Annotated in this window: 16 protein-coding genes and 1 tRNA gene; 9 read left to right on the top strand and 8 right to left on the bottom strand. The window is 73.1% G+C overall.

Going from position 1 to position 15,508, the window contains the following annotated elements; genetic code table 11:
- Positions 1 to 124 precede the first annotated feature (124 nt).
- Complete coding sequence (locus PAI11_RS08750) at positions 125 to 1,129, bottom strand: hypothetical protein (RefSeq protein WP_007573220.1); 1,005 nt, start codon at positions 1,127 to 1,129, stop codon at positions 125 to 127.
- Between the two features lie 149 nt (positions 1,130 to 1,278).
- Here PAI11_RS08750 and PAI11_RS08745 point away from each other — a divergent pair, with 149 nt between their 5' ends.
- Positions 1,279 to 1,938, top strand: coding sequence for a hypothetical protein (locus PAI11_RS08745; RefSeq protein ID WP_007573218.1), 660 nt, complete (start codon positions 1,279 to 1,281; stop codon positions 1,936 to 1,938).
- A gap of 6 nt (positions 1,939 to 1,944) precedes the next feature.
- On the opposite strand, the gene PAI11_RS08740 is transcribed toward PAI11_RS08745, so the two are convergent.
- Together PAI11_RS08740 and PAI11_RS08735 are read right to left on the bottom strand one after the other, a co-directional pair.
- Positions 1,945 to 3,573: a glycosyltransferase family 39 protein gene (locus PAI11_RS08740; protein WP_007573216.1), complete on the bottom strand. Its 1,629-nt coding sequence runs from the start codon at positions 3,571 to 3,573 to the stop codon at positions 1,945 to 1,947.
- A complete protein-coding gene (locus tag PAI11_RS08735; RefSeq protein ID WP_007573214.1) occupies positions 3,573 to 4,106 on the bottom strand; it encodes a ferritin in 534 nt (177 codons plus the stop codon). The genes PAI11_RS08740 and PAI11_RS08735 overlap by 1 nt, the downstream gene beginning before the upstream one ends.
- Before the next feature lie 94 nt (positions 4,107 to 4,200).
- Between PAI11_RS08735 and PAI11_RS26980 the strand changes: the two genes are divergently transcribed.
- The 8 genes from PAI11_RS26980 to PAI11_RS08700 all read left to right on the top strand — a co-directional run bounded on the left by PAI11_RS26980 (position 4,201) and on the right by PAI11_RS08700 (position 11,880).
- Positions 4,201 to 4,377 (top strand): nucleoside/nucleotide kinase family protein, encoded by a 177-nt coding sequence (locus tag PAI11_RS26980; RefSeq protein WP_007573212.1) that lies wholly within the window; start codon positions 4,201 to 4,203, stop codon positions 4,375 to 4,377.
- 28 nt (positions 4,378 to 4,405) lie between these two features.
- Positions 4,406 to 5,353: a UDP-glucuronic acid decarboxylase family protein gene (locus PAI11_RS08730; protein WP_007573210.1), complete on the top strand. Its 948-nt coding sequence runs from the start codon at positions 4,406 to 4,408 to the stop codon at positions 5,351 to 5,353.
- A 214-nt stretch (positions 5,354 to 5,567) separates the two neighbouring features.
- Positions 5,568 to 7,037: a sugar transferase gene (locus PAI11_RS08725; protein ID WP_007573207.1), complete on the top strand. Its 1,470-nt coding sequence runs from the start codon at positions 5,568 to 5,570 to the stop codon at positions 7,035 to 7,037.
- Between the two features lie 73 nt (positions 7,038 to 7,110).
- Complete coding sequence (locus PAI11_RS08720) at positions 7,111 to 7,914, top strand: ABC transporter permease (protein ID WP_007573205.1); 804 nt, start codon at positions 7,111 to 7,113, stop codon at positions 7,912 to 7,914.
- Positions 7,914 to 8,783: an ABC transporter ATP-binding protein gene (locus tag PAI11_RS08715; RefSeq protein ID WP_007573203.1), complete on the top strand. Its 870-nt coding sequence runs from the start codon at positions 7,914 to 7,916 to the stop codon at positions 8,781 to 8,783. The genes PAI11_RS08720 and PAI11_RS08715 overlap by 1 nt, the downstream gene beginning before the upstream one ends.
- Positions 8,780 to 9,319 (top strand): hypothetical protein, encoded by a 540-nt coding sequence (locus PAI11_RS08710; RefSeq protein WP_040599356.1) that lies wholly within the window; start codon positions 8,780 to 8,782, stop codon positions 9,317 to 9,319. Before PAI11_RS08715 ends, PAI11_RS08710 begins: the two co-directional genes overlap by 4 nt.
- Positions 9,316 to 10,398: a glycosyltransferase gene (locus tag PAI11_RS08705; RefSeq protein ID WP_007573198.1), complete on the top strand. Its 1,083-nt coding sequence runs from the start codon at positions 9,316 to 9,318 to the stop codon at positions 10,396 to 10,398. The genes PAI11_RS08710 and PAI11_RS08705 overlap by 4 nt, the downstream gene beginning before the upstream one ends.
- 66 nt (positions 10,399 to 10,464) lie before the next feature.
- Positions 10,465 to 11,880 (top strand): ATP-binding protein, encoded by a 1,416-nt coding sequence (locus PAI11_RS08700; RefSeq protein ID WP_050897173.1) that lies wholly within the window; start codon positions 10,465 to 10,467, stop codon positions 11,878 to 11,880.
- 132 nt (positions 11,881 to 12,012) lie between these two features.
- Here the strand turns inward: PAI11_RS08700 and PAI11_RS08695 are convergent.
- The 5 genes from PAI11_RS08695 to PAI11_RS08675 form a co-directional block, all read right to left on the bottom strand.
- Positions 12,013 to 12,086 (bottom strand) — tRNA-Lys (locus PAI11_RS08695).
- Between the two features lie 50 nt (positions 12,087 to 12,136).
- The gene (locus PAI11_RS08690) at positions 12,137 to 12,871 is read right to left on the bottom strand and encodes a hypothetical protein (RefSeq protein WP_007573194.1); all 735 of its coding nucleotides are present in this window, start codon (positions 12,869 to 12,871) and stop codon (positions 12,137 to 12,139) included.
- Positions 12,872 to 12,958: 87 nt separating this feature from the next.
- A complete protein-coding gene (gene tatC / locus PAI11_RS24170; protein ID WP_007573192.1) occupies positions 12,959 to 14,398 on the bottom strand; it encodes a twin-arginine translocase subunit TatC in 1,440 nt (479 codons plus the stop codon).
- A gap of 15 nt (positions 14,399 to 14,413) precedes the next feature.
- Positions 14,414 to 14,659 (bottom strand): twin-arginine translocase TatA/TatE family subunit, encoded by a 246-nt coding sequence (tatA, locus tag PAI11_RS08680; protein ID WP_007573190.1) that lies wholly within the window; start codon positions 14,657 to 14,659, stop codon positions 14,414 to 14,416.
- Positions 14,660 to 14,846: 187 nt separating this feature from the next.
- On the bottom strand, positions 14,847 to 15,508 hold a 662-nt coding region (locus PAI11_RS08675), incomplete at its 5' end, for a polyprenyl synthetase family protein (protein ID WP_050897172.1).

Genomic DNA, 15,508 nt, shown 5'->3' with positions numbered 1-15,508 from the left:
GCGGCGACCGCGACGGCGAGGGCCGCGGCGGCCACCGCGGTCGCGCGATCGCGCAGCCAGGCCGCCGGCGGCCAGCCGCCGCGACGACGCGCCGGGAGCGGTGCCGAGTCGATCGCGGCGCCGTTCACTGCAGCACGCCCTTCGGGTGGCAGGCGCCGTTCAGCAGCGCGGTCCAGTGGGCGACGAACGCGCGATGCTCGCCGTCGAAGCGCTTCCACGCGCGGCGCGACGAGCGGCTGGCGGCCGGGCGCGCCCAGGCCTCGCGCAGCTCGCTGGGCCGGGCGGGCGGCTGGACGTTCCGGGGCCAGCCGCTGCTGCCGAGCGGGCCGATGTCGTCGGGGTAGTCGCGGACGACGAACGAGCCGCCCTCGGAGCGCAGCTCGATCCGCAGCGTCGGCGCGCCCGGCCGCGGCGCGGAGGCGGTCCAGCGGCCGCGCGACTCGGCCCGCACCCGCCCGAACAGCGCGATCCGGCCGCGAGCCAGCGGGGGCTCCCAGGAGCGCTCGCGCCGCGCCCACTCCGCGATGCTCGAGCCGGACCAGTCGAGACCGCTGACCTCGGCGTGCTCGTCGACGCCCGGCAGATCCAGCGATCCGGTCCGCCAGCGGACGTCGAGGTCGAAGCAGCGTCCGCGCGGCAGCGCGACGACGGTCCGCTGCAGGTCGGCGCGAGCGCGGATCACGGTCGTCCCGCCGGCCGGGACGGCGAGCCGTCGCAGGTCGACCAGCAGCTCGCCGAACCCGGCCCGATAGCCATCCGCGGGGATCGCCGCCGGCGTCGCCGGGCGCTCGACGACGGCTCCCCGCTGGGGGGCGACCCGCACGCCGCTGGCGGCCACCGCCACGGCCGGGACGGCGAGGGCGAGCAGCGGCAGGATCAGCCAGCCGCGGCCGGCGGGCGCGTGGAGCAGCAGGACCGCGGCGATCGCGACCAGGGCGACCACCACGACGACGCCCCAGCCGAGCAGCGTCAGGCTGCCGGCGACGATCGCGAGCGCCGCGCAGCCCGTCGCCGCCGCGACCACGACCGCGGCGGCCAGCGCTCCGCGACCGGCGGTCCCGGCGGCCCGCGCGAGGGCGGTCCGCCGGACGGCGGGCGATGGTCCGTTGCTGGCGCGCTCTGCGTCCATGCCGGGCATCGTCGCGGGCCGCGGCCGCGATCACCAGACGGGATGCTCCGGGGACCGGTCTCCGGGATCACCCGCAGACGGCGGGGGTCGCCCGCGGCGATCGCGGCGCGGCGACGCGCGACCGCCGGCGAGGTGCCAGCATCCGGCCAATGCGCGCCCTGCTCCGCCCGCTCCTCCCGACGGCCGCGGCGGCGCTGCTGCTGGCCGCCGGGGTCCCGGCGGCCGGGGCGCACGGCGGCATCACCGTCGCCGAGGGCGAGCGCGGCGGCACCCGGATCGTGGTCCAGGGCTCCGAGGCCCACACCGACCGCGGCGCGGCGGTCGACCTGTCGACCGTGCTCGACGGGCCCGGGACCGGACCGCGCTCGCGCGTCGTCTACTGGGTGCGGACGGCGGCCGGCCGCACGTTCCGGGTCCGCACCGACCGCGACGCCAGCGGCACCCACCACGCCGAGGTGCTGGTGGCCGGTCGCGGCACGTGGCAGGACTGGGACGTCTCGGCGATCGTGACCCTGTCGACCGGCAGGACGCTGCGGGTGACCAACGCCAAGGGCGACCCGCCCGGGCCGAAGCCGGCGGCGCCGCCGACCCCGACGACCGCCAGCACGGCCGGCGAGACCTCGACCGCGGGCGGGACCGACGTCGGTCCCGAGGCCGCCACCACCCCGAGCACCGGCGACGACGCGGTCGAGGACGTCAGCGGCGACGGCGACGGCCCGCCCGGCTGGGCGATCCCGAGCATCGCCGTGGTCGTGGTCGCCGCGATCGGCTTCGTGCTGCTGCGGCGGCGCTCCCGCGGCGCGCGGTAGCCGGCGCTAGCGGCCGGCGGCGGCCGGCAGCCCGCCCGTCGGGTCGAGCAGCAGGGTCCGGGCGCCGCCGGCGGGCATCGCGTCGATCTGGGCCTGCCCGAGCACGACCGGGGTCGGCGACTGCCAGACGTAGACCCGGAAGCGCGCGTCGCGATCGACCCGCAGCAGCCGGAAGCCCGGCGCCGGCGGCGACGGGGTCGGGTCGACCAGCGCCGGCGCCTGGCTGTTCGCGTCGGGCGGCCGATCGACGACCGCCAGCGAGCGGACCGCGACGCCCCCGGGCGGCATCCGGAACGGGCGGCTGGCGGGCCGGTAGTAGGCCGGCGGCATGTCCTGGTAGGGGATCACCGCGATCAGCTGCGGGCCGGCCGCCCGCGACTGGCGCAGCGCGCCGCGCCAGTCGTCTCGCTGGTACTGCGGGTCGACCGCGACCGCGACGATCGTGATCAGGGAGACCGCGATCAGCGTCGTCGTGGCGACGACGACCGGCACCCGCGGCGAGCGGCCGGCGATCCGCCCCACCTCGCCCGAGACCGCCCGCAGCGCCCCGGCGGCGACCAGCGCCACCAGCAGCGGCAGCAGGAAGATCACGTTGCGGGCCAGGACGACGTCGAAGCCGACGACCGTCAGCGCGATCGGGATCACGGCGACCAGGGTGCCGGCCGCGGCGAGGACCCGGCGCAGGCGGATCGGGTCCGCCGCGAGGCCGGGCTCGACGACCGCGGTGGCGACGGCGGGCTCGGCCGGGCCCGTGGCCGGCTCGGCAGCCGGCGCGGCGCGATCTCCCCGCCGCCGCAGCAGCGCCAGGACCACCAGCGCCGCCATCACCGCCGCCCCGAACGCTCCCAGCAGCTCCTCGAGCGGGCCGTTGTAGCCGAGCGGGAACTGCTTCGGCTGCTCGATCACGCGGGTCAGCAGGCTCTTGCCCTCGGCGATCCCACCGGAGCGCCCGAGCGAGTTCTGCTCGCTCGCGATCGGAGCCAGCGCCAGCGCGGCCACCAGCGACGCCACGATCGGCGCGACCAGCGGCCGCACGGCGACCCCGCGTCCGCGGCGCCAGGCGTCGCCGAACAGCAGCAGCCCGCCGAGGCCGAGCAGGAAGCCGCCGAAGTAGTGCGTCCAGGTCAGCGCCGCGGCGGCCAGCGCCCACAGCCAGGCGCGGCGCGCGTCCGGTCGCTGCAGCGCCGCGACCAGCGCCAGCCACGCGCAGGCGCCGAGCAGGATCGTCAGCGAGTAGGTGCGGGCCTCCTGGCCCATCCACTGTGCGAACGGGTTGACCGCCAGCAGCAGCCCGGCGGCGAGGCCGGCCGACGGGGTCGCCAGCCGCCGCGCGACCAGCGCGGTCGGGATCACGGCGATCGACCCGACGACGGCCGAGAACGACCGCAGGCCCAGCTCCGAGACCCCGGTCGCCTGGGTCCAGAACCAGGCCAGCAGGTAGTAGAGCGGCGGCGTGTTCTCGGTCAGCGGGACGGTCGACCACGCATGGCCGAGGCCCTGCTCGACCAGCCGCGCGGAGTAGACCTCGTCGAGCCAGAACCCCTGCTCGCCCGCCGTCGGCAGGCGCAGCAGCAGCGCCAGGAGCGCGAGCCCGCTGACCGCCCACCACCAGCGGCGGCCGGTCAGCGGCGTCACTACAGCTCGCCGCCGGCGGTCGGAGGCGCGCCCGTCTCGTCGTCGCCGTTGCCGAAGCCCTCGCGGGCGAGGAACTCCTCGACCCAGAGCGGGTTCTCCTTCGAGCGGGTGATCGTGGTCAGGAGGTCGCTCATCGTCGAGACCTCCTCGACCTGCTCCTTCAGGAACCACTGGATGAACTGCTCGGACTGGTAGTCGCCGGCGTCGCGGGCGACCTTCGCCAGGTGCTCGATCTGGCTGGTGACCTGCTTCTCCTGCTCGAGCGCCAGCTTGACCGGCTCGACGATGTCGGCGAAGCCGTTCTTGGGCGCGGCGATCGCCGGGATCGTGACCTCGGCGTCCTGGTCCAGCAGGTACTGGACCATCTTCAGCGCATGGCCCCGCTCCTCGACGGCCTGCTGGTAGAAGAACGCGGCCAGGCGCGGCAGGGTGTCGCTGTCGTAGTGGACCGCGACCGCGATGTACTGCTGGCTGGCGGCGAACTCGTTCGCGATCTGCTCGTTCAGTGCGGCGACGAAGGCGGGAGCGGGCATGGGTCCCACTTTAGCCGGGCCCGCCCAGGCCAGACCTTCGGGCCCCCAACCAATTGGCGACTGCACAGGTCGGATATCGCTACGCTTGTCGTGGATGGGCTCCGCCGTCACCACCAAGAAGAAGTGCTGCAAGAGCCGGCCGCGGTGCAAGAAATGCCCCGTGGTCTGGAAGCGGCTGGAGGCCGAGGACCTGGCCGAGCGTCTCGGCAAGCGCGAGTACCGTCCGCTCGGGCCGGTGCCGAAGAAGGTCCTCAAGGACGTCCGCCGCTGAGGGCCGCGGGCGAGTAGCCTGCGGCGCCATGGCTACCTGCCTCGTCACCGGCGGCGCCGGATTCCTGGGCTCGCACCTCTGCGACGAGCTGCTGCGGCGCGGGCACCGCGTGCTCTGCGTGGACAACCTCGAGACGGGGTCGCTGCGCAACATCGCCCACATCCGCAGCGACGCGTTCCGCTTCCTGCAGCTGGACATCATCACGCCGTTCTTCGTCGACGAGCCGGTGGACTTCGTCTACCACGCGGCCTCGCCGGCCTCGCCGATCGACTACCTGCGGCTGCCGCTGCACACGCTGAAGGTCGGCTCGCACGGCACCCACCACGCGCTCGGCCTGGCCAAGGCCCACCGCGCGCGGTTCCTGCTCTTCTCCACCAGCGAGGTCTACGGGGATCCCAAGGTCCACCCGCAGGAGGAGTCCTACTGGGGCCACGTCAACCCGATCGGCCCGCGCGGCGTCTACGACGAGGCCAAGCGCTACGCCGAGGCGCTGACGATGGCCTACCACCGCCAGCAGGGAGTCGACACCGCGATCGTGCGGATCTTCAACACCTACGGCGCGCGGATGCGCCCGCACGACGGCCGCGCGATCCCGACCTTCCTGCGCCAGGCGCTCGAGGGGCGGCCGATCACCGTCTTCGGCGACGGCAGCCAGACGCGCTCGTTCTGCTTCGTCGACGACCTGATCGCCGGGATCATCGCGCTCGCCGAGTCGGGCGTCCACGAGCCGGTCAACGTCGGCAACCCCGACGAGTTCACGCTGCTGGAGCTGGCCAAGACGGTCATCGAGGTCACCTCGTCGACCAGCGAGATCGTCCACCAGCCGCTGCCGACCGACGACCCCAAGCAGCGCCGGCCGGACATCACGCGCGCCAGGGACCTGCTCGGCTGGAGCCCGACCGTCGCGCTCCGCGAGGGCCTCGAGCAGACGATCGAGAAGGCCGGGCGCGCCGGCCTGCTCGGCAACCCCACCTGATCCGCGGCGCCCCGGGCTCGACAGTCCGTCGAGTCGCGCGGCCTGCGCGGACCGCCGAGCGGGTGGTCCGCGCACGCGCTGGTGCGACGCCGGAGCTTCACATCTGCCACGCTTGTCGTTGGTGCAGCCTGCGACTGGTACTCACGAGGCCGCCGACCGGCGATCCCCTGCCCCGGAGTCGACCATCGATCAGACCGCGGGGAGCGGTGCTTCGGTGACGGCTCTGCTTCCGACGGTCGACGTCCGCGCCAAGCGCCCAACGGCGCTCGCGTTCCTGCTGCGGCTGGACACGCTCCGCCGCGCGATGCGGCTCGTGGCGCTGCTGGCGATCGACATCTTCAGCGTCTGGGTGGCGCTGTTCGTCGCGCTCGCGCTGAAGGCCGCCTGGCTCGGCTCGTTCGACGCCAGCGCCCACGCCCACCAGGCCCGCGAGCTGGCCCCGTTCGCGATCCTCGTGGTGCTCTTCAACTTCGCGCGGCTCGGGCTCTACGGCCGCCGCAGCGAGCGACCGGGGCTGGGGAAGATCCTCACCGGCACGTTCCAGGCGATGGTCGTCTGCATGCTGTTCGCCCTGATCGACGGCCAGCAGTTCTCCAGCTACTACATCTTCTGGGGCGGCCTGGTCGCGGCGATCGTCTGCATCGGCCTGCTGCGGCTGATGTACGAGAGCGCCAGCGGCTGGCTGCTGCGCCGCACCGGCCAGCAGCGGCGCGCGGTCCTGATCGGGCCCGCCCACCACTCCGACGCGGTCGCCGCGGCGCTGGCCGAGGACGTCGACTCGGCGATCCGCGTCAGCGGCGTGCTGACCGTCGACGAGCACGGCGCGCGACCGAAGCGGGCCCGCTCGCTCGGGCAGGTCAGCGACCTGCCGGCGCTGCTCAGCCAGGGCGTCGTCGACGAGGTGATCATCACCGACCCGGCGTTCCCGCAGGACCTCGCGCTCGAGGTCGTCGACCAGGCCCACCGCCGCGGCGTCCATGTCCGCGTCGCCCCGTCGACGATGGAGATCCTCGTCAAGCGGGCCGAGTTCCTGCCCGGGCAGACGCTGCCGCTGTTCGAGCTCAAGCCGCCGGTCTCGGAGGGCGTCGACTTCGCCATCAAGCGCGTCTTCGACCTGCTCGTCTCGACCCTGATCCTGCTGGTCCTGAGCCCGGTCCTGCTGGCGATCGCGCTCGGCATCCGGCTCACCAGCGCCGGCCCGGTGATCTACCGCTCGCGCCGGCCCGGCGTCGGCGGCAAGCCGTTCGACTGCTTCAAGTTCCGCACGATGTACCAGGACGCCGAGCACCGCCAGGCGGAGCTCGAGGAGCTCAACGAGGCCGGCGGGGCGATCTTCAAGATCCGCGACGACCCGCGCGTGACGCCGGTCGGCAAGCTGCTGCGGCGGCTGTCGCTCGACGAGCTGCCGCAGCTGCTCAACGTGCTCCGCGGCGAGATGTCGCTGGTCGGCCCGCGGCCGCTGCCGCAGCGCGACTACGACCGGCTCGAGGAGTGGCACAAGAAGCGCTACCACGTGCTGCCCGGCGTCACCGGCCTGTGGCAGGTCTCGGGCCGCTCCGACCTGGACTTCGACGACATGGTGCGCCTGGACTTCCTGTACCTGGAGCGCTGGTCGGTCTCGCTCGACCTCTCGATCCTGGTCAAGACGATCCCGGCGGTGTTCGGCCGCCGCGGGGCGTTCTGAGCGCTCCCGGGGCCCGTCGGGCCACCGGGCCTGACCGCGTGGCAGCGCCGATTCACGCGATCATGCGTCGCCGATGAGCTCCACCTCGCTCACCCGGGTCTCGGACCTGCGCGGTCACGGGTTCCTGTTCCAGCAGCTGGTCCAGCGCGAGCTGCGCCAGAAGTACCAGGGCTCGGTGCTCGGGCTGGTCTGGTACCTGGTCAACCCGATGCTGCTGCTCGGCGCGTACTACCTGATGTTCGGGGTGGTCCTGAAGCCCGGCTTCCAGCACCCGGCCTACCCGCTCTTCATCATGTCGGCGATGGTCGTCTGGCTGCTGGTCAGCCAGACCCTGCCGGCCGCGGGCGACAGCCTGCTGGCCCAGGCCGCGCTGCTGCGCAAGGCCCGCTTCCCGCGCGAGATCATCCCGACGGCCGTCGTCACGGTCCAGGCGATGACGTTCCTGGCGCTGATGGGGATCGTGGCGGTGCTGACGGTGGCGATCCGCGGCACCCTCGACTGGCCGCTGCTGCTGCTGCCGGTCGCGACCGTCCTGCTGCTGCTGTTCGTGCAGGGGCTGGCACTGGCGATCTCGGGGCTCCACGCCCACTTCCGGGACGTCGGGCCGATCGTCGGCGCGATCCTCGTCCCGTGGTTCTTCGTGACGCCGATCTTCTACCGGCCGAGCGACATCACCGACCAGCCGTTCGCGCGCGCGGCGCTCGAGTGGGGCAACCCGGTGGCGCCGTTCGCCGAGTCGTTCCGCACGATCCTCTACGACGGCGCCGCGCCGTCGGCCGGGGCGATGGCCTACATGGTGCTGGCGACCGTCGTCGCGCTGGGCGGCGGCTGGCTGATCTTCCGGCGGCTGCAGCGCGACCTCGCGGTGATGCTCTGATGGCCGGCGAGTACGAGCAGGACGCGGTCCCGATCGGCGCGATCCGGCTCGAGGCGGCGACCCGCAGCTTCAACGTCCAGGTCGACAGCGGCCGGACGCTGAAGGAGCTGCTGCTGCGCCGCGAGCACCGCGGCGGGCCCGAGGCGGTCCCGGCGCTGCGCGGCGTCGACCTGACGATCGATCCCGGCGAGACGGTCGCGATCGTCGGCCGCAACGGCGCCGGCAAGAGCTCGACCCTGCGCGTGCTGGCCGGGATCGTGCCGCTCGACAGCGGCCGGGTCCGGATCGGCGGGCAGGTCGCGGCGCTGCTCGACCTGGCCGCCGGCTTCAGCCGCGACTTCTCCGGCCGCGAGAACATCCTGATGGGCGGGGCGCTCTACGGCCTCACCCGCCGCCAGGTCGAGGAGCGGCTGGAGGACATGATCGCCTTCAGCGAGCTGGGGGAGTTCGTCGACCTGCCGCTGAAGGCCTACTCGAGCGGGATGCTCGTGCGGCTGGCGTTCGCGATCGTGGCCTTCCTCGACGCCGACGTGCTGCTGATCGACGAGGTGCTGGCGGTCGGCGACGGGGCGTTCCAGCGCAAGTGCGAGGAGCGGATCGCGGCCCAGGTCGCCAGCGGCTCGACGCTGGTGCTCGTCTCCCACGACCTGGCCCTGATCGAGCGGACCTGCGCCCGCACCGTGCTGCTGGACAGCGGGCGGGTCGCGGCCGACGGGCCGACCGCGCAGGTGCTGAGCGAGTACCGCCACCTGCTGTCGGGCGAGGCCGCCCCGGTCCGCGGCACCAACCACCCGGCCGAGGTCGCCGCCGCGGCCGCCGCGGCCGGTGGCGGCGCCGAGCCCCCTTCCGATCACGAGGAGCCCGCGTGAGACCCGAGGACGCCCTCGACGCCGCCCGGCGGCTGTCGGCCGAGCACGCCGCGACGACGATCCCCGGCGAGGGCCTGCGCGTGAAGCGCAGCACCCAGCCCAGCGACGACCAGCTGCTGCAGTGGGCCGTCGTCGAGCCCGACCTGCGCGAGGTCCGCTCGACCCGCCGGCTCGGGGCGCCGGTGACCCGCACGAAGCAGACGCTGCTGCGGCTGCTCGGCCAGTACCACGCCCAGGTGCTGTCGGTCCAGAACCGGGTCAACGTCCACCTGGCGCTGCGATCGAGCCTGGTCCGCGACGAGCTGCGCGAGCTGCGCGGCGAGGTCGACGGGCTGCGCCGGCGGCTGCGCGAGGTCGAGGGCCAGCTGGGGGTCCAGCGCAGCGACGCCGACGTCCGGGCCGACGAGCGCGCGGCCGGCCGCCAGGCCGAGGACGAGGCGACGTCACGGCGCCAGCAGGAGGACCTGCGCGCCGAGTACGGCCTGCCGCCGAGCGCCACGACGGCCGGCGGCGGCGACGGCGAGGGGGCACGATGAGCATCACCGTCCACCAGGTGATCGGCGGGGCCGGGCCCTACGACGCGATCACCACCCAGGCGGTCCGCTACCGCAAGCTGTTCGACGCCTGGGGCTGGAGCGGCCAGGACACCGCGGTCCACATCGACCCGCGGGTCGGCGACGCCTTCAAGCCGATGCGCTCGCTGGCGCCGGCGCCGGGCGACGTCGTCTTCGCCCAGTACTCGGCCTACACGCCGGGGCTGAGCGAGCTGCTGCGCTGGCACGACCGCTCGCTCGTCCTCTGCCAGAACATCACCCCGCCCGAGTGGTTCTGGGCCTACGACCCGCTGACGGCGCTCCAGTGCTACCTGGGACGGCGCGAGGCGACGCGGGTGATGGAGTCGGCGACCGTGCCGGCCGGCGCCTCGCGCTACACGGCCGAGGAGTTCGGCGCCGACACGGTGATCCCGATCCTCTTCGAGCCGGAGCGCTACGGCGCCCCGGGGCCGGACGAGCGCCCCGGGCCCGGCGGGCTGGTCGGCCCGCCCGAGCGCGGCGGCGAGGTCCTGTTCGTCGGGCGCCTGTGCCCCCACAAGCGCCACGACGCCCTGATCCGGGCCGTCGCGCTGCTGCGGGCCCGCCACCGCCCCGACGCGACCCTGCGGATCGTCGGCGAGCCGGTCAACGAGAGCTACGGGACGATGGTCCAGGAGCTGGGGGACCAACTGCTCGGCGACGCCTTCAGCTGGGAGCGGGGGATCAGCCAGGATGACCTGGCCGACCGCTACCGCCGCGCCCACGTGCTCTGCTGCATGTCCGAGCACGAGGGCTTCTGCGTCCCGATCCTCGAGGCGTTCCACTTCGGCCTGCCGGTCGTCGGACGCCCCTCGGGCGGCGTCGCCGAGGTCGCGGGCGACGCGGCGATCCTGACCGAGGACGAGGACCTGGGCGTGATCGCCGGCCTGCTCGACGTCGTCCTCGGCGACGCCGAGCTGCGCGCCGAGCTGCGGGCCCGCGGCCGCGCGCGGCTGCAGGTCTACGACGAGGCCAACACCGCCGCCGCGCTGAAGGCCGCGATCGAGCGGGTCGTCGCGCTGACGCCGGCCGTCGGCCGGTAGAAGTCCCAGCGTTTCGTCCGGCACTTGTGCTACTTATCTCTACTTGCAAATATTGCAAGTAGGCCGATGAGCACCGTCCCGGTACACGCAGCGCTCCACCAGTCGATCGAGAAGGTCGGTCCGGCGCTGCTCGCCATTGCCGAGGATCAGTGGTTCGACCGCAAGTCGAGCAAGGTCGGAGCCCGCACGTTGGCCGAAGCCCTTTGCGGAATGGCGAACGCCGACGGTGGCAGCATCGTCGTCGGCCTCCACGATGGAGTCGTGGAAGGCACCGACGGACGACCGGACCGGCGTAATGCCCAGATGCAGGCAGGCATCGACTTCTGCGTTCCTCCCGTTCACGCGAAGACCCGGCTCGCCAAGTGCGTCAACGACAACGGCGTCGAAGATCACCTCCTCGTCATCGCCATCGACACAAGCGACGTCGTACACGCGACGACGAAGGACGAGGTCTTTCTACGGATGGGGGACGAGACCCGCAAGCTCGGCTTCCACCAGCGTCAGGAACTGACGTACGACAAGGGGCAGGCGAGCTTCGAGGCCCGCGAACTGCCAGAGATGGGACTGGCCGACCTCGACATCGGACTGCTCGACGACTACGCGGGAGCGTTGGGGAGCAACGACGGCGTTCAGGTGCTCCGGGCACGCGGGCTTGCGGTTGGCGACCGCCTGACCGTTGCCGGCTCCCTGCTCTTCGCCCGCAACCCCCAGCGAGCACTCCCCGAGAGCTTCGTGCGGGTGCTTCGCTACCGCGGGCGCGAGCGGGGCTCCGGCGCTCGACAGCAGCTCTTGCAGGACGAGCGGATCGAAGGACCGATCCCGTGGGTGCTCAGCCGAGCGCGAGCGGCGATCTACGACCTGCAGCCGAAACGGCGGGCCCTGCAGCCGAGCGGCACGTTCGGCGATGTGCCGTTGATTCCGGCCGACGCGTGGCTCGAGGGTCTCGTCAACGCGGTGGTCCACCGGTCGTACAGCGCCGGTGGCGATCACATCAGGATCGAGATCTTCGACGACCGTATGGAGATCTCGAGCCCCGGAAGGTTCCCAGGGCTGGTGGACCTCCAGGACCCACGCGCCGTGACGCGATTCGCGCGTAATCCGCGAATCGCTCGCGTTTGCTCGGACCTTCACTTCGGCCAGGAGCTCGGCGAGGGGATCCGCCGGATCTTCGACGAGATGCGCCAGGCAGGTCTCGTCGACCCCGCCTACCGACAGACGTCCGGAAGTGTCGAGCTCACGCTTCTCGCCGAGCCGGTCGATCGAGAACTCGAGGCGCGACTTCCTGGACACGCGCGGGCGATCACCTCTGCGCTCCGCCAGGCCGGCCGACTGAGCACCGGCGAGGTCACCGACCTGCTCGGGCTCTCCCGACCCGTCGTCCAGCGGGAACTCGCGGCACTGCGCGAGGCCGGCGTGATCGAGTGGGTCGGCAAGTCACCTCGCGACCCTCGTGCGTTCTGGCGGATCACGCCGCCGACATAGCTTGCAATCGCGTCGACAAGACTTGTTTCAAGTAGCCAGTGCCGAACGAGGTCACGCCCGAACGAGACGAGGCCGGCGTCAGGACGCCGGCCTCGTGCGAGTCACTTCGACGCCAGGCGCTGGCGTGCGAGGTGCCCCGGGAGGGACTCGAACCCTCAACCTTCGGATTAAGAGTCCGCTGCTCTAACCAGTTGAGCTACCAGGGCTCGGCGATCGTACAAGATCGCCGGGTCCCGGCGTCGGCTCGCCGCGACGGCTACTTCTTCTCGTCGTCGGGGAGCGTGATCGTCTTCGGGGTCGAGGAGCCGTCGGTGGCGCCGACCGCCTCGCCCTTCTGGATCGCGTCGGCCTGCTGCTTGACCGCGTCGCGCTGGCCCTTGGGGGCGGCGGCGATCGCGTCGGCGGCGTGGATCTTCGCCTGGCGGGTGCGCTTGGCGGCGACCTCGGCCTGGAGCAGCTGCAGGTAGATCGTGTAGGGAGGCTTGACGCCGGCCTTCTCGGCCCGCGCGACCTGGTCCTGGGCGACGACGCCCTGGGCGTCGGCCCAGTCGTCCGGCTTGTTCAGCAGCTGCGGCTGGAAGATCTGGGCCATCTTGACCGCGATCGTCGGATCGACCGGGTCGGGCTTGGTGGCCAGGTAGCGGCGCCAGGCGTCCGCGGCCGCGTTCATCTGCTTGCGGGTGTCGCCGCTGATCTCGAGCGTCTGCGGGTTGATCGAGCCGATCGCGCCGTCAGCCCGCAGCGACGCCAGGCTGGCCAGCAGCTTGCCGTTGTTGGGCTGGGCCACGACCTGCTTCTCGACCTTCTCCAGCCGCTCCTTCTGCTGCTTGGTGAGGTCGGTGCCGCCGCCCGGATTGCCGTCGCTGAACAGGCCCGGCAGGCCCGAGCCGACACCGAAGAGCACCAGTCCGCCGACCAGCACCACGGCCAGGAACAGGTAGACGACTTGGATGAAGCGCTTGCGGCCGGGGGCGCGCAGGTCGAACAGCATGCACGGCAGGATAGACAGGAACGAGTGCCGAACCGCCAGCGGGTCGGCACGGGGCCGGTGGCGGGCCCCCGCGCGAGGGGCGCCGGCTCAGCCGCGCGAGCCCTCGGCGCCGCCGGGGGCGGGCTCCGGAGGGTCGTCCGGGCCGGCGTCGCCCGCGTCGCTCGCGGCCGCCTCGGAGGACTGCTCGTCGGGCTCCGTCCCCGAGGCCGCGTACGGGTCGTCGGCGTCGAGGTCGTCGGCGGTCGACCACCACGGGTCGCCCTCGTCGTCGGGCGCGTCCGCCAGCCGCGGCCCGGCCGGATCGCCGGCCAGCGCGGGATCTGGCTCCTCGCCGGCCGGGCGCGGGCGGGTCGCGCCGGGGTCGGCGTGCCCCTCGTCGGGATCGAGCTCCCAGAGCGGCGGATCCTCGTCCTCGTCGACGTCGCCCGCCCAGCCGTCGAGCGTGGCGTCGTCGTCCGGCCCCGAGCCGCCCGGCGGATCGTCCGGATCGGCGCCGAGGTCGTCGTCCTCGTCCTCGAGCCCGCCCCATTCGCTCCAGCGGCGGCCCGGCGGACTGCGCTTCTCGAGGTAGGCCGCGATCAGCACGCTGATCTCGAACAGCACCACCAGCGGCGCCATCACCAGCAGCATCGTGACCGGATCGGGGGTCGGCGTGATCACGGCCGAGACGACCGCCGCGATCAGGACGACGATCCCGCGCTGCTTGCGCAGCTGACGGACGTTCATCACGCCCAGGCGGCTGATCCCGAGCACGAGCACCGGGATCTGGAAGACGATCCCGGTCCCGGCCAGGAACAGGGCGACGAACTTGTAGTAGTCCTTCGCCTGGACGAGGACGTCGAACGCCTGGTCGTTGAAGTTCTGCAGGAAGTCGACGGCCCGTGGCAGCGCCAGGAAGTAGCCGAAGGCGACGCCGGCGTAGAAGAGGAACGGGATCCCGATCATCATCGGCAGCACGACCCGTCTCTCGCGGGTCGTGAAGGCCGGGATCAGGAACGCGTAGAGCTGGAACAGCAGCAGCGGCAGCGCGATCACCAGCGCCGCGTAGAGCGAGACGTTGATCGTCTGGAAGAACGGCTCCGCAACGCCGAGGGTGACCGGCTGGCGCTTGGTCGACGTCGGCGCCAGCCGGGCGGCCGCGTCGAGCGCCCGCGACGCCTCGCCGACGCGGCGGACCTGCTCGGCCGCCCGGCCGCGCTCGGCGGCCGGACGCCCGGCCGCGAGATCGGTCGTCGTCCGCGACAGCTCCGACAGGGCCGGCGTCAGCCGCCGCATCGCCTTGGCGACCGCCTGGTCGAAGCAGGCGCTCTTCTCGAGCGCGTCTCCGGCCCCGCGACAGTCGCCGACCTTCTGCGACTTCTCGAGCGGCCGGTTGACGATGTCGAGGACGTTCTTGTGCTGCCAGTAGGTGAAGCTGAACGCGACGACGAGGATTCCCAGCGAGACGAACAGGCGCGTCCGCAGCTCGCTGAGGTGCTCGACCAGCGTCAGCCGGGCCTCGTGCGAGACCGGGCGGAGGGTCGGCATCGGTGGGTCGATCGGCTACTCGCCGGGCGTCTTCTCGCGCTGCTCGACCGGCTGGGCGGTGACGGTCTCCTCGGGCCCGGCGTCGAGCGCCTCGGCCTTCGGCTTGGCGTCGTCCTTGTCGTTGCCGGCGATCGAGTCCTTGAACTCACGCATTCCGGTGCCGAGCTGCTTGCCGAGACCCGGCAGCTTCTTCGGCCCGAAGATGACCAGCACGACGAGCAGGATGATGAGGAGCTCGGGCACGCCGATTCCAAGGGGCATAAGGGGATCCTTCCATGTAGCGGTCGACAAGGGAACGTCGTGGACGGAAGGACGGACGCCTTCGCGTTGCTCCACCGCGGCATCGTCCCTGCAATCCGCGCGGTTTCGGATCGCCGACGGGCGGCCCCAACGCGTTCGCGGCGGCGGTGAACGCGGCGTGAACGGGGTCGTCGCGCGGCAGCGCCGCTCAGAGCCGGCGGTCGACCACGCCGCGGGCGATCAGCCGCAGCGCGCCCGAGCGCCCGCCGTCGAGGCCGTCGGGCAGCGCCGCGAGCGCCTGCTCGACGAGCGTTCGCGCGCGGTCCTCGGTCTCGGTCGTGGCGCCGGTGGCCACGATCCGGTCGCAGACGTCCGCCGCCAGCTCGGGCGTCGTCACCGAGCGCACGTCGAGCGCCCGCAGCCCGGGATCGCGCTCGCGGGCCAGCAGCAGCGGCAGCGTCGCCGTCCCGTCCAGCAGGTCGGTCCCGCGCGGCTTGCCGGTCACCTCGGGCGGGCCGACCACGTCGAGCACGTCGTCGAAGAGCTGGAAGGCGACGCCGATCGCCGACGCGAAGCCCGCGAACGCCTCCGGCGGGTCGGCGGCCACCAGCGCCCCGAGACGCGCGGCGGCCTCGAACAGCGCGCCGGTCTTGAGCCGGCAGCGCGTCATGTAGCGGGACTCCTCGACGTCGCCGCGCCAGGCGTCGGCCCGCTGCAGCAGCTCGCCCTGGGCGAGCGCCCGGCTGGCCGCGGCCAGGACCCGGACGGCGGCCGCGTCGCCGCCACCGGCGAGCTCGGCGAAGGCCGCCGCGAAGAGCGCGTCGCCGAGGCAGCCGGCGGCCGCGCGGCCGTGGGCGTGGAAGGTCGTCG

It is taken from the genome of Patulibacter medicamentivorans (assembly GCF_000240225.1).
GTDB classification, from domain to species: Bacteria; Actinomycetota; Thermoleophilia; order Solirubrobacterales; family Solirubrobacteraceae; genus Patulibacter; species Patulibacter medicamentivorans.
The sequence above is the reverse complement of the archived record's forward strand: the minus strand, read 5'-3'. Positions and strand labels throughout refer to the sequence as shown.

Coding starts and splice junctions, on each gene's coding strand:
- PAI11_RS26980 (WP_007573212.1), top strand. CDS start 4,201: ATGGGCTCCGCCGTCACCACCAAGAAGAAGTGCTGCAAGAGCCGGCCG.
- tatA (WP_007573190.1), bottom strand. CDS start 14,659: ATGCCCCTTGGAATCGGCGTGCCCGAGCTCCTCATCATCCTGCTCGTC.
- PAI11_RS08720 (WP_007573205.1), top strand. CDS start 7,111: ATGAGCTCCACCTCGCTCACCCGGGTCTCGGACCTGCGCGGTCACGGG.
- PAI11_RS08750 (WP_007573220.1), bottom strand. CDS start 1,129: ATGGACGCAGAGCGCGCCAGCAACGGACCATCGCCCGCCGTCCGGCGG.
- PAI11_RS08700 (WP_050897173.1), top strand. CDS start 10,465: ATGAGCACCGTCCCGGTACACGCAGCGCTCCACCAGTCGATCGAGAAG.
- PAI11_RS08690 (WP_007573194.1), bottom strand. CDS start 12,871: ATGCTGTTCGACCTGCGCGCCCCCGGCCGCAAGCGCTTCATCCAAGTC.
- PAI11_RS08705 (WP_007573198.1), top strand. CDS start 9,316: ATGAGCATCACCGTCCACCAGGTGATCGGCGGGGCCGGGCCCTACGAC.
- PAI11_RS08715 (WP_007573203.1), top strand. CDS start 7,914: ATGGCCGGCGAGTACGAGCAGGACGCGGTCCCGATCGGCGCGATCCGG.
- PAI11_RS08745 (WP_007573218.1), top strand. CDS start 1,279: ATGCGCGCCCTGCTCCGCCCGCTCCTCCCGACGGCCGCGGCGGCGCTG.
- tatC (WP_007573192.1), bottom strand. CDS start 14,398: ATGCCGACCCTCCGCCCGGTCTCGCACGAGGCCCGGCTGACGCTGGTC.
- PAI11_RS08735 (WP_007573214.1), bottom strand. CDS start 4,106: ATGCCCGCTCCCGCCTTCGTCGCCGCACTGAACGAGCAGATCGCGAAC.
- PAI11_RS08730 (WP_007573210.1), top strand. CDS start 4,406: ATGGCTACCTGCCTCGTCACCGGCGGCGCCGGATTCCTGGGCTCGCAC.